The following is a 20265-nucleotide window of genomic DNA, read 5'->3' as shown; positions in this document are numbered from 1 at the left end:
AAGAAGTGGTCGTTGCCTCAACCTCTTGCAAGATGAAATGCTGAAGCGAGGAAGCGGCAGGACATGAGTAGCGCAATGAACGTCAAGACCAATGTGAGGAGCGCGACGGGAGATCATCCCTATACTGGTGCGGAATACCTCGAGTCCATTCGAGACGCGCGCGAAGTGTGGATCTACGGAGAGCGTGTCAAGGATGTCACCCGTCATCCGGCCTTTCGAAATTCGGCAGTATCGATCGCGCGGCTCTATGACGCCTTGCGCGATGAGAAGCTCAAAAATGTGTTGACGACGACAACGGACACGGGCTCTGAGGGGTGGACTCATCGCTTCTTCCGGTATGCGACCTCACGCGAGGACCTGCTCGCTCAGAGAGAAGCGATCGCTGCTTGGGCTCGGCTGACATACGGCTGGATGGGAAGGAGCCCTGACTATCAGGCGAGCCTTACAAATACGTTGGGTGCAAACGCCGAGTTCTACGGCGCTTTCGCCGAGAACGCGCGTGCCTGGTACAGGCTCACGCAAGAGACCGTTCCGTTCATCAATCATGCCCTTGTGAACCCGCCGATCGACAGGCACCGCGCTGTCGAGGACGTCAAGGACGTCTATGTAAGCATTCAAAAGGAAACGGATGCTGGACTCTATATTTCCGGCGCAAAAGTGGTCGCGACTTCGTCGGCGCTGACGCATTACAATTTCCTCGGACAGAACATCTCGACCGAGATTACGGACGAAGGGATGGCGGTCATGTTCATGGCTCGCATGGACACGCCAGGAATAAAGCTGATCTGCCGTCCATCATACGAATTGGCTGCAGCGGCGATCGGGTCTCCCTTCGACTACCCTTTGACCAGCCGCTTTGACGAGAATGATGCGATCTTCGTTTTCGATAATGCCTTCATTCCATGGGAGGACGTTTTCGTTTACCGCGACATCGGCATGTTGAAGAAGTTCTATCCTCAATCGGGATTCCAGAACGGCTTTACGTTCCAAGGCTGCACCCGATTGGCCGTTAAGCTCGACTTCATCATAGGGCTGCTGGTGAAGGCGCTTCGCGCATGCGGGACGGACGAGTTTCGGGGGGTACAGGTTCAACTCGGTGAAATCATCAGCTGGCGCAACCTATTCTGGTCTCTTACCGATGCAATGGCCGCCGTACCCGATGCCTGGGTCAACGGAGCGGTTCTGCCAAATATGAGAGCTTGCCAAGCCTACCGCGTATTTGCAACCGAGGCCTATCCCGCGATTCGGGCAATCATAGAGCAGATCGTCGCCTCTGGTCTGATCTATCTTCCTTCCAGCGCATTGGATTTCAAGAACCCCACGGTTGACGCCTACCTGGCCAGATACTCGAGAGGTTCGAACGGAATCGATTACAAGCAGCGAATAAAGATCATGAAGGCGCTTTGGGACGCTATTGGTTCCGAATTCGGGGCGCGGCACGAGTTGTACGAACGGAATTATGCGGGCAACCACGAGGTGATCAGGATGCACGGCCTACTTTACGCTCGGGGGTCCGGCGCGCTTGCCTCGATGGAGGCGCTCGCGTCCGAATTCCTCGAAGAGTACGATGAAAACGGCTGGCGTGGGACGTCATACCATAGCAACGATGATATCTCCGTACTCAAGAACCTGCAGCGGACGTAACGTGGCCATCGACGCGGTCGAATTCAGGAATGGCATGGCCCGTTTGGGGGCTGGAGTCGCGGTCGTGACAACCGACGGGCCGGCGGGCCGGCTCGGAGTGACCTGTACCGCGGTATGTTCGGTTTCGGACGATCCCCCGACGCTACTCGTCTGTCTTCACCGGCAGAGTCGCGCGCTTGCTGCGGTTAAGAGCAACGGGGTCTTCTGTGTGAACGTGCTGAGCGGTCACCAGGAGGAAATTTCCAAGGCTTTCGGTGGTCAGGCGGGTATGGCTATGTCAGAACGGTTCTCGATCGGCCAGTGGCGCACACTTTCGACGGGCGCGCCTGCCTTGTTGTCGGCGATCGAGTCGATCGATTGCAAGTTTACCGGCCTGATAGAGGTCGGTACTCACAGCGTGGTCTTCGGTGAAGTTGATGCGATTGCGATGAGCCGCGAAGCGAATTTCCTGATTTATCTCAATCGGCAGTATCGATCATTGCATGATGAGATGGCCCGGTCTCAAAAGCATCAATGAAGACATCAGACTTGCGTACCGACCCCGGTTGAGGCCGAACGGAGATCCAACGTGCTAAAGGCGCTAGAAAATCTACCGATCGATCTCGATGCCTGGATCGAGGAGAATGGGGCGACCCTGAAGCCTCCGATAGGCAATCGCCAGTTCTGGAAGGCAGATTGGAAGAACCTGCTGATTATGATGGTCGGCGGACCGAACTACCGCCCGGATTATCATGACGATCCCGGTGAAGAACTCTTTATTCAACTCCGCGGCGACGTCACCCTGAAGCTGATTGATCCGGTCACTCGCGAACGTGGTGAGGTGATCGTTCGCGAGGGGGAGATGTATTTGTTGCCGCCGCACGTCAGGCATTCACCGCAAAGGCCAGCCGGCTCCATGGGTTTGGTGATTGAACGGTATCGGCAGCCTGGTGAAATCGATGCCTTGGAATGGTATGATGAGAAAGGGAGGTTGGAGTTCCGAGGTGAATTCCTGATCGAGAACATCGAACAGGATCTTTCCAAGGTACAAGCCGCATGGGCGGCGTGGAAGGAGAAGAGCGACCGCGAATGTCCAACTATCTGGCGTATCGGAACTGATACCTGAACCCGCAGAGCGATGGCCAAGAGAAGACAAAAGGCCGAAGTAGGAGCGAACGCGAGATCATCGCCTATGGGGGATACGGTTCTGCGTGTTCCAGCATACCGATTGTATGGCGAAAGTCATGATCAGTCGGTGTTCGGTTTCTTTCATATCGAGCCGTTGGCCGTCAGGAATATCCCGAATAACTGGCGCATCGCCTTACATAGTCATCCGGATTTCGAGCAGTTCTCCATACTCTTGAAGGGCAAGTGCACGTTCCGCCACGATGGACAAGAGATTTCAGTCGGTGCGCCCTCATGTGTATTTACGCCGGCCAATGTGGTGCACGAGTTTGCTTATGAACTCGATGCCGAAGGGGTCGTCATAAGCGTATCGTCCGACTTCATCGCAGGCCTTCCATCGGTTGAGGGGGCGTTGAACAGAGCGGCATTACGGCTGGCCACCATTCGGCTCGTGAAACTGCCCACAAAAGACGTCCTGGCGGTCGTCAAACAACTCGTCTCACTGTTGTTGGTCAGCTTCGAAACGCCCGACAATCGCAGAAGGGACTTGCTCCGATACCTGATGGGCTGCCTGCTATTGGAGTTGGATCGGGCCGCGGTGCAGAACAGTGCGCACGGCGAATTGCAGCATCAAGCGGATGCGCAGACGGAGTTATATCGACAATTTCAAGGTGTGTTGCGGTCGGTGATCGGATCCGTCGGATTCGCGAGCGGCGTGATCAAACCGCAGTCTCATACCGTCGAAAGCTTAGCGACGAGGCTCTCGACCACCGTCTATGTCCTCAACGCCGCATGCCGATTTGTGACAGGAGCGGGAGCCCATGAGGTCGTTCAGAACGCGTTGATTGAGCAGGCAACGCGGTTGCTCCTGTATTCAAATTTCCCGATCAAGGAAGTTGCATTTATGCTCGGCTATTCACACGCATCGCATTTTGCGCGCTTCTTCAGAAAGCGAAGAGGAATGTCGCCGGAGCAATTTCGTACTAGGCACCACGCCGAGACGAGCAAGCGTCCTGGGGCTGACGACTAATCAACATTGCAACGGCAGGAGAAGAACATTGGCACGTGTCGTCATTAACAATCCGAGCCTTCCTCGCTCGAAGTCCCCCCACTCGAATGCGGTAAAGGTTGGTGGTCTGATCTTTGTTTCCGGCTTTCCAGGCTACGATGAGAGTGTGCAGGTGGCAAAGGGAGACTTCGCAGCGCAATTGAGACAGGCGCTGAAGCATATTAAGGCGACGCTCGAATACGCCGGCAGTTCGATCGACAAAGTTGCAAAGGTGAATGTTTACCTCGACCGTCGGGCTGACTTCGATGAACTGAACGAAATCTACAAAGAATTCTTCGGCAATGATCCAGCTCAATGGCCTGCTAGAACGACGGTGGAGGCGAGGCTCCCGCGCAAGGAGTTTTTGCTGGAAGTTGACTGTGTCGCCGAGGCCTGAAAGTTTCAGCGTTCACTTGGAGAAGTGCAGTGACAGAAGCGGGGTCGTCAGGTTCGCACAACGTCATCAAGATTGTTGATGCCGGCTACTCTTGATGGCTTGGCGCCGATCGAAGAACTTCCAGGATCGACTTATCGAAATGAGAATGGCGGAAGCAGGGGTCTTGGATAAGCCGCTCACGTGGCCGAGGCGTGCATTTGCCCTGCGTTCCGTAATCCTTCTCCCTTCAATTCGAAATCAAAGCAAGGACGCGAAGTGGACTACCCGAGCCATTCCTGATCTTGAGTGGTGAGGCAATGATGACGGCTCCCGTCGCTGGGAGTTGGTCGAGGTTGCAGAGACATTGTAGCCCGTACCGTCCCGCACCGTGCAGATAGTGATGTGCCGGGTAGGGCGGAACGAGATGTCCGGCTTGCCCCGCGTCCGTTCCGATTGTCTCGGTGCCGAACCCCACGATCCCACGATGCTCCACGAGCCATTTCATGACTTCGGCGTTTGGTCCCGGGGTGTGAGCCCCATCATCTCGAAGATTTGCATAAGCGCGAAAGTCCTTCTTCGCCCAGCCGCTCCTAAGAAAGACCCAATTTCGTTCAGGGATGCGGCCGTGCTGCGCTTCCCAAGCCTCGACAATGGGCACCGTGAGAAGAAAATCGGGATCCTGCTCGGCCTGCTCGGAGCAGTCGATCACGCAGGCAGGTGCAATCATATCCTTCAGTGGCATCGTATCGACCGAATTGGCCGGCAAGTCCTTACCAGTATACCAATGGATCGGTGCATCAAAATGGGTTCCAACGTGCTCGCCGAACGAAAGGTTGTTCCAATAGTGTCCAGGGCCGCGCGCGTCATAGTGCGAAATCTCCTCGATGCGAACTGGAGCAACTTGGCCAAGTTCCGGCGGGAGGAGAATGGTTGGAAAATCCGGGCTAAGCGTGAACGTCAGATCCACAATACGGATTTCCTCTGAAGACATTGCGTTCACCAAGTCTAAAAGGAGGTGGTTCTTCCGCATTGGGTTTTCCCTGGTTGGTCGAAAGGTGGACGATGTGTGGTGATCGGCCATCGATCAGAACTCTCGGTGTCGTGACGAACGACACTCGCGTTCTGTCGACGAGGTTTCGGACATCGGCTACTATTTCGGATCGGGCAGGATCGGCGTCTGAGGCAAAAATCCCGTCGCACAGGTTGCGCGGCGTCGAGTTTGCTGCCAGTGACCTGTACGTTGAAATTGATGAAATCAAAGGCTTTCGCGAGTTTCTCCAAATTGATGTGGCCGAACCCGTTGGCCTTGACGTCAGCGTCTATGGCAATCCGCTCGAGCAGGTCGATTTCGTCCCGGACAGCGCCGCAGTCGAGCGCAGGCACGTTGCGCGCAGCCGGCGATTTGTTGCCAGAGGAACATCATAAGATATTTCAGCAGGGATACAAGATATCGTATCGAGCTCGCCTGGGCGCTTTTCCGAAAATTCCGGCGGCGGATTGGAGGAATGGGTCTTTGAAAGCTTGGACGTCCGTAAGGTGTTCCGGAGCGAGGGAAAGGAAGTTATCGCGCTCCACGAGGCAAATCTGAGCTCTGACGATGGGGAATTCGTCGCTTCTGGGGCCAAGTGGATGCGGGAAAAGGACCCTCCTGATGCGCAATTTGAGTGCCATCGGTCACTTGTGAAACGCGGTACCTTGTCCAAACGAAATGCGGCGCGTGACGCCGGCTTGGATGGGCAATTTGCGAAGTTGCAGCGAAACGTGTAGTCGCTTCCTCAGCACGATATGGATAGGGTTGGCCTTTGGTCCCAGAATATCGGCGAATGAAGCACATTTGAATTCGGGCTTCTGGCGCGTCCCCTTTCGGAAGATGCCGCCAATCGCGTCCATCGCCATGTTGACGCCGATCTCATCTTTCGTCCTGAGAAATCTCTTTGCTGGAGACGCATAGAATATTGATTGACGCTGCAGATCTCGCCCGGACTTAGGAGTTCGTTGCGCGAAACCGCCAGTCGGTGAAGCGCTGCGGTACCAGCTAAGCCACTGTGGATTCGTAGAGATCGCGCTGAACGTCGTTGGCGATTTGCCATCGTGGACGGTAGCGACCGGCTGATGGCAGCAAAAGCGCGCTCTCTTTACCGCAAATTCAGTCCGACTAACATGAGCCTACGCGAGCGCCAATCGATCTCTGGCGGTCGCTTGGCCAGCGTTAGACAACTTTGCCGGGCAGCTCAGGAGAAAGCTTCGATGATCCTCATCCTAGGAGCAACGGGCCAGGTCGGGACATGTATTCTCGGCTCGCTCTTGGAGGGAGGCGTTGGCTCGCCTCCCATTCGGGTGCTCGCGCGTCGTCCCGAAGCCTTACAAAAATTTGCGAGTTCGACCATAGATGTTCGACAGGGACACTTCGAAGATCGCGATGACGTGGTCCGAGCCTTGGACGGCGTCACGGACCTGGTGCTCACCACCGGCGACGATCCAGGGCATGCCGAGCGGGAGATTCGCTTGATCGACTGGGCAAAGGCCGCGACGAAGCCGCGCATTATCAAAATATCGGCAATCACCGCGAGTCTGACGCCACGGGTTAGCGTCGGTGTTGCTCATGGCGCCATCGAGGATCATCTCAAGAGGTCAGGTTTAAGTTGGGTAATCTTGCAGCCGACCTTCTTCCTCCAGTCTCTCGCACTGTTCCGCGATCCCGTCCGGAAGCAAAATGTCTTTCCGCTTCCAACCCATGGTGGGGCCGTCGCCTTTGTCGATGTTAGGGACATTGGCGCCGCTGCTGCGCGCGTCGTGCTCGACCCATCGCTTTCTGGGAAAACCTTTATCCTTACCGGGCCGGAAGCCTGGACCATGAGTCAGGTGTGCGCAGCGCTCAGTGAAAGGCTCGGGCGAAGGATCCGTCACGTCAACCCGCCCCATCTGTTGTTCAAGACAATGCTGTGTACGTTTGGCCGGATGTCGTGGAGCTATGCCAGCCTGGTTTCTGGAGTTGCCCAAGCCTGCGCTGCGGGCGACGAGGCGAACGTGAGAGCCGACTTAAGCGAGCTGATCGGTCGACGACCGCTCGGTTTGGGCGCATATCTCGATAAGGCGATTGATCAATTCCGATAGTCGACCTGTTCACGCTGATGGCGACCAATGAGGTAGCTCGCCCGCCACTCTTGTTTCTGCCTGTGTAAGCGATCACCGGTGATACAGCGCGTATCGGCTCGGGCTCAAGCCGTAGCGCTGCTTGAACGCACGACAGAAGTGAGAGATATCGCGAAACCCGCATTCCAGCGCAAGTTCTGAAATCTGTTGATGACCTTGCCTGGCTGACACGAGCTTTTGTGTGGAAGCCGCCAATCTTATATTGAGCAACATCTTGCCGAAGCTTGTTCCGCTATCCTGGCATATCTTGTGCAAATTGCGAACTGACCAGCCCAAGGCCGCCGCCGCCATCGCCGGTGTTAGGCATTCCTCTCGATAGGTCTGCGCCAAATAACGACGCAGAAGTCCCGCGCGCATTGCAACTCCGGCAGCCAGTGAATTGTTGCCACATTCGGCCCCTTTGAGACTGGTAGTAAGCACGTCCAGAAAAAGTTCGACCGAGATGTCGTCTGTGGATCCTGGTGCATTAGACTCAATCAGCGTCTCTACGGCGGCAGCCAGCACACGCGGCGCGCCCGTGCCTGCCGACAACCGTCTTGCAATCGAAGAGTCGAGGTTGTTGTCGCAACGTTCTCTAAGCCAGCTCTGCGGAAATTGGATGCATGCAGCGCGGAACGGATCGCGATAGTTTATCCTGTACGGTTGCATTGCATCAATCAACACGGCCTCGCCTGCGTAAACTTGTGAGACGCCGTCGCGATGCTCCACGAAGCCGTTTCCGTGTAGGTGAATATTTAGAAAAAACGTCTCAACAGGCGCCCTGCGAATCCCCGTCATCGAACGAGTAGCAGTCTGACCCGGTGCAAGGAGAAAAGAGACTTTCAGCTCGCCTCTGTCCAAAGTACTCAGACGGGCCGAAAACCTGCTCGGCAAATAGGGTTCGATTTCCAGATCGCAAAAGGTCCTGCGAAGTCGTTGTTGCCACGCATCAACGTCAGCATCCGCGCTGTGCTTAGCGCCGCCAAACGGAGCCGAAGCATCTTGCTGATGCGCACTTGCGCGCAGTGCCAAAGAATCAAGCACCGTGGTCCAAGCCGGCGCATTTGGCGCCGGATAGTATTGAAGCTCGTCGCAGGGCACGGCTTCCTCCTCCCTGTGACGAGACTAGCATCAACTTCAATCCGGAGTCGACGATGTTGTGCGCTTCTCGGGGCTTACCCAGTCGTTGCAGCGCGTCGTTGCCGCCCTCCGAGCGGAGCATTTTTGCAATGCAACGTTTGCGACGGCACTCGTTCAAGGTGGGTTACTCTGCCGCGAATTTCGATCCACTCACATGTGAGAATATCGCGCACCTGTTGGAAAGGCATCGCAAGCTCATCCGCTAGCAATCTCCGCTCAATCCGTACTGTTGGCTCATTTTCCCGAGGGACCCCATGGCCGCTCAACACACAATCGAAACGAGATTCACTCGCGAATACGGAGTACGCTATCCCTTCGCCTGCGCCGGAATGGCCTTTGCTGGTTCAACCCCGGCTCTCCCGATCGCAGTCGGTAAAGCCGGAGGCGTCGGCGCATTCGGTGTTGGCCCGCTACCGGCCCCGCTCGTAGCTCAACATGTGGCGACGATCCGCGCGGAGGTCGACGCGCCTTTGAACCTCAACTTCATCACGTTCTTGACCGACGAGAGCCACATCGCCCTTTGCGAGGAGCTGAAGCCTGCAATCGTCTCCTTTCATTGGGGGCACCCTCGTTCAGAGTGGATCGAGCGCCTGCATCGAGCCGGGTGCAAGATTTGGGAGCAGGTTGGTTCGGTCGGCAACGCGCGCCGCGCCGCAGGTGACGGCATCGATGTGATAGTCGCGCAAGGGACCGAGGCTGGCGGGCACAACTACGGCACGCTTCCGACCTTCGTGCTTGTGCCGGAGATTGTTGATGCGGTTGCCCCCGCGCTCGTTCTCGCCTCGGGAGGCATTTCCGACGGTCGAGGTGTCGCTGCAGCGTTGGCTTTGGGTGCTGACGGCGTCTGGGTTGGCACGCGAATGGTAGCGACGACAGAGGCGGATGTCTCCGCTGAGTACAAGGAACGCCTGATGACCGCTAACGGTACGGAAACGACGTTGAGCAGCCTTTGGGGCCGGCAGATGGGTGGCTTCAACCCAATGCGTGTCGTCGCCAACAAGCTTGTGGGTGAGTGGGCGCACCGCGAGAATGCGGTTCCGACTGATCTCGAGTCACAGCCTGTCGTTGGTGAGATGACCTTGGCCGGTCAACATATCGTCTTGCGACGCTTCGGCGCCTATGTTCCGGTGGCGTCTGCCGTTGCCGACATAGAGCAGATGCCGGTATGCAGTGGGCAGGGCGTCGGGGTTATCAAGAAGATCGAGCCGGCCGCTGTGGTTATCGAAGCGATGATGCGCGAGGCTGGCGACATCCTCGCTAAGCTCAGCCCGAGCCGGGGATAGCTTGCGTCCGTGTAGAAACTGGTGGTCGCAATGCGCGTCTTCCATGCAGTTCGGGCGAGGGCAACTCATTCAACCAGAGCATGCCCCCCGATCGATGAATTTGGGAGCGTATTATGCATTTGCACGAAGAAGGCGAGGCGAGGGCCTTCGCCTTGAAGAGAAGGACTCTTGAGATGGCATTTAGGCTTCCCGGCCGTATGATCCTCCGTGGATGTGGTCGGCGCCGAAGTCTCGCAAACACGCCGCAGCTCCGCGGAGGCGAGCTCCAATGCCTTTTCCCGACACAGCGACAAATCGGTCATTCCCCCGCTTCGCGGTAGGCCCCGGCCGTTGCTCCAGCCACCTCGCGCGTACGTGTGCACAGCGATCCGAGCGGGATGATGCTGTGCGGACGCCACGTCTGCGATCAGACCATTCTCCCCTGGATCCTCGTTCTCCGAGCGAACCTTGGTCAGCCACCTACCGTCACTTTCCGCGTCGAAGCCACCCCAACGGGTAAGGTGGAATGCCATTGCCTGGCCATCCTTCCTTGTCCCGGCGATGAGGCCGATATGAAAAGCTATGATCAGGTTTTGATCTGAAGTCGAGTGGAACGTCCTAATTCAAGGACACCTGGATTGTCTTGATCGCGCCGTCCAGTTCGACGCCAGCCTCGTCCATAAGCGCTGCGCGTTTCAGGCGATCGAGCCAATCGGCACCGTCATCTCGGGCCAGGAGAGCTGGAACGACATTCATGACGCGATCGAATTTGGACAGACCCCGGGCGTGGGTGTCCGAGTAGCCTTTGACCAGTCGACGGCAGCGCAGAATTTCCACTGCGAGTTGGTAGTTCTTCGGCAGGGCGTCGCGAGCCATCGCGAGCCATTTCTCCAGATGATCAATCTCACGCTTGTGCCGAAGGCTCCCCAACCTCGTTCCACGGAGTGACGCTACGACAAAGAGCTGGAGAAAGCCCCTTAGCCGCCGAACCTCGACGCGCCGGCCACGATTGACGATTCGATCCAATGCGCGAAAGAGCGGCCCACGGGTTTCAACAAACTGTCCCAATCGCGCGGGAAGCATGCCACATATCTCTTCGGCGCGCGGGTGAAGATATTCTATCGAATAGACGATTTGATCATCCTTAGCGCCGATCTCCCTACGCATTCTCGTAAAACGCGCGGATCTCACCTTGATGTCGGCGACCCGGATGACGTCGTCATATGCCATCGCGACCGCCACATACTTTGCTGCCTCCAGGCTGAACGAAAATCCTGCCGCTTCGCCACCATGCTTGCGATCGAGCTCGCTCAGTCGCTTCAGGCGATCCAGATAGGTATGTGCGTATGCTATGTTTTGAAATTCAACTAAGCGCTTCAAGCCTACGAAAGCCATGGGCTGAGCTGCCTCGGGGATCTCCGATCGCAGACGTCTCAGCAGCGCATCGAGCTTGGGATGACCGGCGCTTGGCGGGATCGGATCTGACCTCTTCTCGACTCCTCGCCGAGGCGTCTCGCGGGGGGCAGTTCGTGTTCGGTCGAACGCGGCTGAAAACGCCTTCAGACTCGCAGCAGCTCCCTTTTTGCCACCTCCAATGATCTTCTCGTAGGTCTGCCTCGGGAACGGCAGCGTCTCGGACGCTGCCAGGGCCCCCAGCATGGCTGCGGAAATCATGCTTCCATTGGCAAGAGCAAGTGCTTCCATATCGAAGGCGATAACCTTTCGGGCGGCAACGTCAGTTGCTTCGGTAACCGCGATAGGATCTCCTATGCCATCGCCCGGCGCTACCTTCTCCAGGACAGCAAACGCCCGGTGCGTAGAGGCAATCAAGGTCGTGCGATCAGGGGTGACCAGACCGCGCAAGACCGAACGCCCGGCCTCCATAAGCTCGGCGGCGATGACCACGTCGACGTCACCGGGCGTCGGCATCAGTGACAGGACAGGTGATACCCCATCCCGCGGTAGAAGAGCTTCGATATAGTAGATGGTCGCGCCGGTACGCTGTGCCACACCGGGTACCGAAGTTGACTGTGCCACCCAGCCTTCGGCTTCGGCAACCTCGACAATCCAATCGGCCAGTACCCCGCCACCTTGACCACCCATGGCCAAAACGGCGATCGAGAGCGGCTTCTCGCGCGAAAGTTGGTCGGCCATCGGACTCAACGCGTCCATTCCTGAATCCTCACGAAAATACGATACGTCGCGCCTCACGGCGGCGCTGCATCCATCCAATCACCGCACCGCGCATCTTAGCCGTGAAGCGGTCCCATCGCGTTGGGTTGAAGATGACGTCTGCTCGATAGAAGGAGGGGCATAACACGGCCGCCTCAGACACCTCGCCGCAGTTTCCACAGCCAACACAGCTATTGTCGATCGCAGCGACGGGATCATCCTTCAACGGATCGTCCGTATGCTTGAGCGAGAGCGATGGGCAGCCGGATAGGCGAATGCAGGCGTGATCTCCGGTGCAGATGTCCTCATCGACGCCGAAGCGCTCCTTCACCGCGCGCTCGCCGGCGGCGACCTTCCTGTTGAACTGGGGCTTTACGCGGCGCTGCTTGTTCAACATGCATTCCGAAGACGCCACAATGACCTTCGGACCCGGCTCTTTGGTCGTCAACGCCTCGCGGAACGTGTCTCGCAGACGCCCAACGTCGTAAGTCCGATCGATTTGCTTCACCCAGGTGGCGCCGACTCCCTTCACGGCTTCGACGATCGAATTCTTAGTCTTCCGCCGCGGATTGTCCGCGCGCGAGGAGGGAATGTCCTGCCCGCCGGTCGCGGCGGAATAGAAATTGTCGACGACGACGATAACGGTGTCTTGCTTGTTAAATACCGCGTTGCCCACAGACGAGGCGAGTCCGTTGTGCCAAAAGCCGCCGTCACCCATGATCGAGATGGCGCGTTTATCCGCGGGGACGTTGAACGCCGAGGCGGATGCCGGCCCGAGGCCGTAGCCCATCGTTGTCCCACCGATGTTGAAAGGCGGCAGAATCGAAAACAGATGGCAGCCGATATCCGCGGAAATGTGATGAGACCCAAGCTCCTTCTCGGTCAACTTCAGAGCGGCGAAGATAGGCCGCTCTGGGCAACCAGTACAAAAGCCCGGCGGCCGCGGAGGAACGACCTCCGCCAGAGTCTTCACCTTCTCGTGCGCTAGAATCGCGGAAGGATCAGGAATCGGGGGCTGATTTCCCAGCAGCGGACGCGCATGCGTCAGGAGGAAATCCCGTACGCCCTTTGCAACCACAGGCGCCGTGTACTCTCCGCCCATTGGCAGGACGTTCTTGCCACCGACTTTCGTATTCAGGTCGCGCCTGCGCAGTAGTGTATTGAGTGCCTGTTCGAGAAAGTCGGGAGCGCCTTCCTCGATCATCAAGACCGCCGACTTGCCGGCGCAGAAGTCCGCCATTTCGTCTTCGATAATGGGGTAGGCGACGTTCAGCACGTAGAGGGGTATCTTGGACTGTCCGTAGACGTCGGCCAAGCCGAGTTGCTGCAATGCGCGCATGACGGTGTTGTACAGGCCGCCGAGCAGGATAATCCCGACGTCACCCTCCTTCGCTCCGAAGAATTCGTTCAAGCGTCTGTTTTTGACGAACGCTATGGCCGCAGGCCAGCGCTTCTCCAACTTTTCCTTCTCATGAAGGAAGGAAGCTGGCGGCAATACGATGCGGTTAACGTCGCGGGACGGGTTCTCCATCGCCTGCCGCAGGGTGAAGGCAGGGCGCTTATTGTCCTTGGCCACGAAGTGTCCGTGAACGTGGCAAGTCCGAATGCGAACCTGCAACATTACGGGCGTGTTGGTGGCCTCGGACAGCTCGAAGCCCTGCTCCACCATCTGCACCAACATCGGCAGATTCGGCCGAGGATCCAAGAGCCACATTTGGGATTTCATAGCGAAGGCGTGGCTACGCTCCTGCATGATGGAAGAGCCCTCGCCGTAGTCTTCACCGATGATGATCAGTGCGCCACCAGTGACCCCACCTGACGATAGATTGGAGAGCGCATCTGCAGCGACGTTCGTGCCGGCCGTCGACTTCCAGGTCACGGCGCCTCTCAACGGATACATCACGGAGGCCGACAGAGTCGCCGCCGCCGCGGCTTCGGAAGCCGAAGTCTCAAAATGCACTCCCAGGTCGTCCATAACGTCCTTGGCGTCGGCGAGCACATCCATCAAGTGTGAAATGGGCGACCCTGGGTAACCGGCCACATAGGACACGCCGGACTGCAGAAGAGCTTTCGTGATGGCGAGTATGCCTTCGCCCCGAAAAACCTCTCCCTCGCCAAGTCGTAGATCCTGAACCTCGCGCTCGAACGACCGCTCCGCCATGAGCTGCTTCCCTTTCGAATTAGTTGCATAAGCATATTTCCTGCCAAATCGCCTGTCAAACAAACTCGGGATTTTGTGCATTTTTCCCCAAAATGACGCGGCTTTCATGGAGGTCAAATAAATCCATATTCATGCATCTTGAAAAAATGGTGCGCCATGCTATGCTCCAATGGTTTAGACCTAAAGCAAATGGCCGAGCTTGTGACGCGACCGCATATGATGATGGCGTCCGATGGCCTGGTACGAGGGAGGGGACCGTGCTGCTGACCAGGCGTCAGTCGCTCGCATTGGGTGCGAGCGCTTTTTTGAGCGAAGTACTTTTCGCAAATTCGCGTGCCATCGCCGCCGCCAAGGATACGCTGACGATCGCATTCAACGTCAACGTTCCGTCGTTCGATCCGACGTCCGGTCCATCCTCCGTCAATCCGACGATCCAGGCGATCTACCGCTCGATCTTCGACCAGTACATCGGCCAGAAGCCGGATCTCGCGTTTCAGCCTGGACTTCTGACTGGGTGGGGATGGAACGAAGACAAGACCAGGCTCTGGATGGATGTCAGAAGCGGCGTAACTTGGCACGATGGATCGCGCTTCAGTCCGGAAGACGTTGTGTTTTCGCTTGAGCGCGCAGCAAGAAAGGACGGAGGCAACCCGGTCCAGTTCATCTGGGCAACTGCCGCAAACTACAAGATTGACGGAAATCGGATCACGGCTGACGTCGTCCGGTACGAGCCAACATTCTTCATGTGGATGGCGTTCCTCACCGGCTACGTGCTGCCGAAGGCCTATTACGAGAAGGTGGGCGCGGAAGGCTTCGAGAAGAAGCCAATCGGGACGGGTCCTTTTATGGTCGAGGAATACTCCGGCAACGCGTTCCTGCGCTTGAAGGCTAATCCGAACTACTGGGGCCCCAAGCCGGCCTTCCAGACTGTGATTTTCAAGTTCATGCCCGACGCCACCACCCGCGTGGCTGAGATCGAATCCGGTTCATCCGACATCACGCTGGAGGTGTCCTATGAGGAGTATGACCGGTTGATCAACAAGCAGGGTCTTGCCGGCGTGGCAGCGCCAATCTCAGATATCGGCATGATCTTCATCACCAACAAGGACGTGATGCTCGACAAGAACGTTCGTTTGGCGGCGATCCATGCCATCGACAAGAAGGCGATCGTCAGCCGTCTGCTGCGTGGCTACGGCGTGCCGATTGATACGCTCGAGGCTCCTGAGTATTCGGCCTACGATCCTTCGATCAGAACGCAGTATGACCCAAAAAGGGCCGTCGAACTGCTCAAGGCCTCAGGCTATTCGCCGGAGAAGCCGGTCAAGTTCACGATCCAGACAACGCGCGGCTTCAAGCCCAAAGATTTCGAGATGATCCAGGCGATCGTCGGCATGTGGCGCAAAGTCGGCATCGAGGCAGAAATCGAGGTCTACGAGATTGCCAAACACTTCGAGCTTCGCACCACCCACAAGCTGGCGCCGGCTGCCTTCTACAATTGGGGCAATGCGATCGCCGACCCGACATCCTCAACGGGCTTCGCCATGTTCGGTCCCTCGCCACACTCAGCTTGGAAGACGGAGGATCTCGATGCCAAGATCGGTCCGCTCTGGGGCGAAAAGGACGAAAGCAAGCGCATCGAGGGCTGGAAGGCCGTCGACAGGTACATCGCAGAACAAGGCTACGTCATCCCGCTGCTGCAGTATGTTCAGCCGATCGTCTACAAGTCTGAGCTGAGGGTCTCGCCCAACACATCGGGCGCGCTGCAGCCGACGCTTGTGGCGCGCCCGTGAACGCAAACGATGTTGGCGCCGCACGGCTTGCGACACAAGTCTTCGGACGTCCCGTGTCGGCCTTGGCCGGCACGGGCAAACCGAGGCTTCGGCAATGATTGCGATGGCCCTTGCTCGGCGACTGACCACGGCAGCCGGTACGCTCGCAGGAGTGGCGATCGTAGTCTTCGTGCTGCTTCGAATCGTTCCGGGTGATCCGGTGGCGATGATGATTTCTCCTGGCGCAAGCGCGAGCGACGTTGCTGCACTGCGCGCTCATTACGGGCTCGATGGTAGCCTGCTCTCGCAATTCGGCATTTGGCTCAAGGCGCTGTTGAGCGGAGATCTTGGGGTTTCCATTTCGCTTCGTCGAAGCGTTATGGAGGTGCTCCTCGAGCGGCTGCCGGCAACGCTCGAGCTTTGTATTGCCGCTCTGGAGCTTGCTGCTCTCGTTGGCGGCACGGTTGCCCTCATCGGAACCGTCTGGCGCAATTCGTGGGTTGAGGACCTGATCGACGCCGTCAACGGACTTTTGCTCGCCGTGCCGGATTTCGTCTGGGCTCTCGCTCTCGCGTTGCTCCTCGGTGTGCTCTGGCCAGTGCTTCCGCTCTCCGGGCGCCTGAATCCAGGTGTGGCCTCGGGCATGGTCACCCCGTTCTTTTGGACGGAGAGCCTTCTGCGGCTTCGGTCCGACGTGTTTTGGGATCTTTGCCGCCATCTCGTGCTGCCAGTTCTCGCATTGGGTTTGCCCCTCGGCGCCGTGATCGCTCGCGTGTTGAAGGGCTCACTCGTCGAAGCGATGGCTCAGGACTACGTTCTGCTGGCAAAGCTGAAAGGGATGTCGGAGTTGCGCCTGGTGCTTCAAGAAGCACTGGGAAACGCGGTGGGACCGACACTCGCGCTGACTGGCGTCCAGTTCACATTCCTGGTCGGCGGAACCGTCATCACAGAACGGATCTTCGCCTACCCGGGGATCGGAAATATGGCAATCGACGCCGTCATCAACCGCGACCTTCCTCTCATCCAAGGGCTCGTCCTCGTTTTTGCCGTGATCTTCATCGTGGTCAACATGCTGGTCGATTTTCTGCAGCTCGTCTTCAATCCTAGGCTGCGTCATGGATGAGACCGTCTCTTTTTCCGAACTCACGAAGGTGCTTCAAGCGCAATCCGGCCATGGCTCGTGGCATCGCCTGAGGGCATTGGCGACCGAGCCGAAGATTGCGATCGGCGGTGGATTCGTACTTTTGCTCGCGATTGTGGCTATCCTGGCTCCGTACATCGCGCCGCACAACCCGCTGGATCAGGACTTGATGGCCACGGCGCTTCCACCCGCAGGCTTCGCCAATGCAGAGCCGGGTTATCGGCTCGGAACAGACAATCTTGGAAGAGATGTCTTGTCGAGGCTCATCTACGGGACCCGGATCGCCCTGATCGTCGCGTTCGTGGCCGCGGGCCTCGCTGCGATCGTCGGCACGATGCTCGGGCTGCTGGCCGGCTGGTATCGAGGCGTGGTGGACGCTGCAATCTCCAGATTGGTCGATATCTGGATGTCGTTTCCCCCGGTGCTGCTGTCCATCTTGCTGGTAGCCGTGATCGGCTCCGGAGTTACCTCCGTGATCGCCGCCATCGCCATTATTGATTGGACGAGATTTTGCCGGGTGATTCGCGCGGAAACGCTGGCGCAAGCGCAGGAGGACTATGTACTTGCCGCTCGCGCAGTCGGCTATCGGCGTCTCCACATCCTCCTCCGAGAGATCCTTCCCAACATCATGCCAGCGCTGCTGGCGCTTGTAAGCCTCGAGATGGGCATAGCCGTGATCGTCGAGGGAATTCTCTCTTTCGTGGGTCTCTCGGTTTCCTCGGACACGCCGACATGGGGCGGGATGATCGCCGAGGGCCGTCAATATATTCATCAGACCTGGTGGGTTCTGGCTGCGCCGCTTGCCGCTCTGTTTGCCACGGTACTGTCCTTCAATCAGTTGGGCGAGGGACTGCGCCGGGCTCTCGATCCGGTATTGAAAAGATGACCGACTCGATGCTCAGAATCCGCGACTTGAATGCGATCTCGGTTTTCGGCGGTCGACCGATTCTTCGCGGGGTCAGCCTCGACATCGCGCCCGGCCAGACACTCGGGTTGGTTGGTGAAAGCGGGGCCGGTAAGTCGACGATAGCAAAGGCGTTGCTAGGGATACTGCCTCGGACAGTGCGAATAGCCTCCGGGCGTATCGTATTCGATGGGCGCGACCTTAGGGAACTCCCCGAGCGTGAGCTCAATCGGATATTCGGTGATCAGATTGCCTTGATACCGCAGGATCCGCTCACCGCCCTGAATCCCGGGCGTCGGATCGAGCGTCAGCTTACGGACGGTCTACGTCTGCGCCGCAAGCTGCCGTGGCGACAGGCACGAGTTCGGGCCCTTCAGTTGCTCGAAGAGGTGCGGATCCGCGAGCCCGAACGCGTCATGCGCTCCTTCCCGCATGAACTCTCCGGAGGAATGCGCCAACGCATTCTTATCGCTGCAGCCTTCGCTCTCGAGCCGAAGCTCATCATCGCGGACGAGCCGACCACCGCCCTTGACGTCACTGTTCAGAAGCACGTCTTGCGCCTGATGCGGGATCTTCAGGCGCATCACCGCACGGCAATTATGTTCGTCACTCATGACCTTGGTGTGGTTGCTCAGATCTGCGATCGGGTGACGCTCCTCTTCGAAGGGCGCGTCGTCGAAACCGGGACCACGACAGAGATGCTGGAAGCACCTAAGCATCCCTACACCAAGGCGTTGATCGCAGCAGGTCCACGCTACGATCGGCCGGGTGCCGGGCTTCAGCCGGTGCCCGACGGGATCATCAATTCCCTGCGGGCGGATATCTTCGCGTCTGACGGAAGAAATCATGCCTGAGGCCTTGATCGCAGCGAACGGCATCGAAGTCGTCTACGGGGCACGCCGTCGCGTCGGACGCGGCGAGACCCGCGGAGTAAAGGTGCTTCATGGCGTCGATATCCATATCGGGCGCCACGAAACAGTTGGGATCGTCGGCGAGTCCGGGTCAGGAAAATCGACGCTGGGTCGAGCACTTCTGAGGCTGACTGAGGTCGCCGCCGGCAACATCACTTTCGACGGAAGAAACATAACACATCTGCCGGAGTCCCAGATCGTTCCGCTGCGGCGCCGCATGCAGATGATATTTCAGGATCCTATGAGTTCGCTCAATCCTCGGCGAAGCATACGCCAGATATTGACCGAACCTCTACTTTTCCATCGCGTCGCGACGAGTAAGGTTGACGCGGAGCGCCGCGTGCGGCGATTTTTCGAACGGGTCGCCCTGCCGTTGAGTTGCTTGGATCGCGCTCCGCACGAGCTGTCAGGTGGGCAACGGCAGCGTGTCGGAATCGCGCGCGCGGCGTTGCTCGAGCCCGATTTCGTCCTCGCCGATGAGATCGTTTCTGGTCTCGACGTATCAACGCAGGCCCAGACCCTGAACCTTCTCAAGGCGCTCTCACGCGAGATGGGGCTCGCTATGGCCTTTATCAGTCACGATCTCTCAGTGATCCGATCGGTCTGCGACCGCGTGTACGTCATGCGTCACGGAGTGATCGTCGAGCACGGACGATGCGACGAGGTTTTCGCGCACCCCAAGGATCCATACACCCAACTTCTCATCGATGCCATCCCGCTGCCGTGCATCGACGCGGGTTGGCTCAATCGAGGACGCTTGGAGGAAATCAGCGAAGGATCTTTGACGATCTGATCAGCGTACGCGGAAGCGGCACCCTCGGCGCCGGATTTGCGATCGTTGCGCCGAGATCGCATCATCCATGATGGAACGCGAAGTAGAAACATAGATAAGGGCACAAGCATCGGCTCAAAATCTATCGGATACATGTGGAGGTGCGCCGGCTGATTCCTCGTCCTGCGATGCGTGTACGTGGGCGAGAGGTTAGGTCGGCCACAACGAAGCGGAGACGACTGCTGTGACCTACAATGCGGTACGCACGATCAAGTTCGGACAGTGCGATCCATCGAGTCTCGTCTATTTTCCGACCTACCTCGATATTCTGGTGGGGGTAGTCGAGGAGTTCTTTGAGGAGATTGGCTTCGCCTGGCCAAGTCTCATTCGCGAGAGAAAACTCGGACTTCCGACGGTTCGGCTTGATGTTACATTCAAGCAGCCCGGCTTTCACGGTGACCGGTTGAATTTCGCGCTGCGCGTAAGGCAGATCGGAACCTCATCACTCGATCTAAATCACCACGTTACCCATCAGGACAAAACGCTCTGGTTGGCCGACCAGAGGATCGTTGCCACGTCACTCGAGACACATCGCGCGACGGAATGGCCGAGCGATCTCCGCTCGGCGCTGGTTCAACGCCTTGATCACCAGGGCGCGCCGCCGGATGCCCTCGTATAGGATCAAGCGTCGAACGCTACCGGTGTCTTATGCGTCGCCTCGCGCCGACG

General features: G+C 57.9%; 19 protein-coding genes. 14 read left to right on the top strand and 5 right to left on the bottom strand.

What is annotated here, in order from left to right; translation table 11 throughout:
• Positions 1-75 precede the first annotated feature (75 nt).
• From AABA84_RS00855 to AABA84_RS00835, 5 genes are all read left to right on the top strand, one after another.
• Positions 76-1644, top strand: coding sequence for a 4-hydroxyphenylacetate 3-hydroxylase N-terminal domain-containing protein (locus AABA84_RS00855; protein WP_338310973.1), 1569 nt, complete (start codon positions 76-78; stop codon positions 1642-1644).
• Between the two features lies 1 nt (position 1645).
• Entirely contained in the window at positions 1646-2161 is a 516-nt protein-coding gene (locus AABA84_RS00850) for a flavin reductase (RefSeq protein ID WP_338310972.1), read from the top strand.
• 51 nt (positions 2162-2212) lie between these two features.
• Positions 2213-2749 carry a 3-hydroxyanthranilate 3,4-dioxygenase gene (gene nbaC / locus AABA84_RS00845; protein ID WP_338310971.1) on the top strand — a complete coding sequence of 179 codons (537 nt, stop codon included), beginning with the start codon at positions 2213-2215 and terminating at the stop codon, positions 2747-2749.
• Between the two features lie 129 nt (positions 2750-2878).
• Complete coding sequence (locus AABA84_RS00840) at positions 2879-3778, top strand: AraC family transcriptional regulator (protein ID WP_338310970.1); 900 nt, start codon at positions 2879-2881, stop codon at positions 3776-3778.
• Positions 3779-3806: 28 nt separating this feature from the next.
• The gene (locus tag AABA84_RS00835; RefSeq protein ID WP_338310969.1) at positions 3807-4193 is read left to right on the top strand and encodes a RidA family protein; all 387 of its coding nucleotides are present in this window, start codon (positions 3807-3809) and stop codon (positions 4191-4193) included.
• A gap of 226 nt (positions 4194-4419) precedes the next feature.
• Here AABA84_RS00835 and AABA84_RS00830 read toward each other — a convergent pair whose 3' ends face one another.
• Complete coding sequence (locus AABA84_RS00830; protein ID WP_338310968.1) at positions 4420-5202, bottom strand: cyclase family protein; 783 nt, start codon at positions 5200-5202, stop codon at positions 4420-4422.
• A gap of 71 nt (positions 5203-5273) precedes the next feature.
• Here AABA84_RS00830 and AABA84_RS00825 point away from each other — a divergent pair, with 71 nt between their 5' ends.
• Positions 5274-5597, top strand: a complete 324-nt coding sequence (locus tag AABA84_RS00825; protein ID WP_338310967.1) for a hypothetical protein — start codon at positions 5274-5276, stop codon at positions 5595-5597.
• A gap of 249 nt (positions 5598-5846) precedes the next feature.
• Here AABA84_RS00825 and AABA84_RS00820 read toward each other — a convergent pair whose 3' ends face one another.
• The gene (locus tag AABA84_RS00820; RefSeq protein ID WP_338310966.1) at positions 5847-6068 is read right to left on the bottom strand and encodes a hypothetical protein; all 222 of its coding nucleotides are present in this window, start codon (positions 6066-6068) and stop codon (positions 5847-5849) included.
• Between the two features lie 351 nt (positions 6069-6419).
• Between AABA84_RS00820 and AABA84_RS00815 the strand changes: the two genes are divergently transcribed.
• Entirely contained in the window at positions 6420-7286 is an 867-nt protein-coding gene (locus AABA84_RS00815) for an NmrA family NAD(P)-binding protein (protein ID WP_338310965.1), read from the top strand.
• Between the two features lie 72 nt (positions 7287-7358).
• Here the strand turns inward: AABA84_RS00815 and AABA84_RS00810 are convergent, their stop codons facing one another.
• On the bottom strand, positions 7359-8405 hold the full coding sequence (locus AABA84_RS00810) for a helix-turn-helix domain-containing protein (protein WP_338310963.1): 1047 nt from the start codon (positions 8403-8405) through the stop codon (positions 7359-7361).
• Between the two features lie 293 nt (positions 8406-8698).
• Here AABA84_RS00810 and AABA84_RS00805 point away from each other — a divergent pair, with 293 nt between their 5' ends.
• Positions 8699-9727 (top strand): NAD(P)H-dependent flavin oxidoreductase, encoded by a 1029-nt coding sequence (locus AABA84_RS00805; protein ID WP_338310962.1) that lies wholly within the window; start codon positions 8699-8701, stop codon positions 9725-9727.
• A gap of 597 nt (positions 9728-10324) precedes the next feature.
• On the opposite strand, the gene AABA84_RS00800 is transcribed toward AABA84_RS00805, so the two are convergent.
• Together AABA84_RS00800 and AABA84_RS00795 are read right to left on the bottom strand one after the other, a co-directional pair.
• Positions 10325-11878: an indolepyruvate oxidoreductase subunit beta family protein gene (locus AABA84_RS00800; RefSeq protein WP_338310961.1), complete on the bottom strand. Its 1554-nt coding sequence runs from the start codon at positions 11876-11878 to the stop codon at positions 10325-10327.
• A gap of 10 nt (positions 11879-11888) precedes the next feature.
• A complete protein-coding gene (locus AABA84_RS00795; RefSeq protein ID WP_338310960.1) occupies positions 11889-14039 on the bottom strand; it encodes an indolepyruvate ferredoxin oxidoreductase subunit alpha in 2151 nt (716 codons plus the stop codon).
• A gap of 257 nt (positions 14040-14296) precedes the next feature.
• On the opposite strand from AABA84_RS00795, the gene AABA84_RS00790 reads away from it, so the two are divergent.
• The 6 genes from AABA84_RS00790 (at position 14297) to AABA84_RS00765 (ending at position 20215) form a co-directional block, all read left to right on the top strand.
• Positions 14297-15829: an ABC transporter substrate-binding protein gene (locus AABA84_RS00790; RefSeq protein ID WP_338310958.1), complete on the top strand. Its 1533-nt coding sequence runs from the start codon at positions 14297-14299 to the stop codon at positions 15827-15829.
• Positions 15830-15923: 94 nt separating this feature from the next.
• Complete coding sequence (locus tag AABA84_RS00785; protein WP_338310956.1) at positions 15924-16931, top strand: ABC transporter permease; 1008 nt, start codon at positions 15924-15926, stop codon at positions 16929-16931.
• Positions 16924-17835: an ABC transporter permease gene (locus AABA84_RS00780; RefSeq protein ID WP_338310954.1), complete on the top strand. Its 912-nt coding sequence runs from the start codon at positions 16924-16926 to the stop codon at positions 17833-17835. The genes AABA84_RS00785 and AABA84_RS00780 overlap by 8 nt, the downstream gene beginning before the upstream one ends.
• Positions 17832-18707 carry an ABC transporter ATP-binding protein gene (locus AABA84_RS00775; RefSeq protein ID WP_338310953.1) on the top strand — a complete coding sequence of 292 codons (876 nt, stop codon included), beginning with the start codon at positions 17832-17834 and terminating at the stop codon, positions 18705-18707. Before AABA84_RS00780 ends, AABA84_RS00775 begins: the two co-directional genes overlap by 4 nt.
• Complete coding sequence (locus tag AABA84_RS00770) at positions 18700-19557, top strand: ATP-binding cassette domain-containing protein (RefSeq protein ID WP_338310952.1); 858 nt, start codon at positions 18700-18702, stop codon at positions 19555-19557. The genes AABA84_RS00775 and AABA84_RS00770 overlap by 8 nt, the downstream gene beginning before the upstream one ends.
• Positions 19558-19780: 223 nt before the next feature.
• Positions 19781-20215, top strand: a complete 435-nt coding sequence (locus AABA84_RS00765) for an acyl-CoA thioesterase (RefSeq protein WP_338310951.1) — start codon at positions 19781-19783, stop codon at positions 20213-20215.
• Positions 20216-20265 lie beyond the last annotated feature (50 nt).

This window comes from Bradyrhizobium sp. TM239 (assembly GCF_036247985.1).
Classification (GTDB): Bacteria; Pseudomonadota; Alphaproteobacteria; order Rhizobiales; family Xanthobacteraceae; genus Bradyrhizobium; species Bradyrhizobium ottawaense.
The sequence above is the reverse complement of the archived record's forward strand: the minus strand, read 5'-3'. Positions and strand labels throughout refer to the sequence as shown.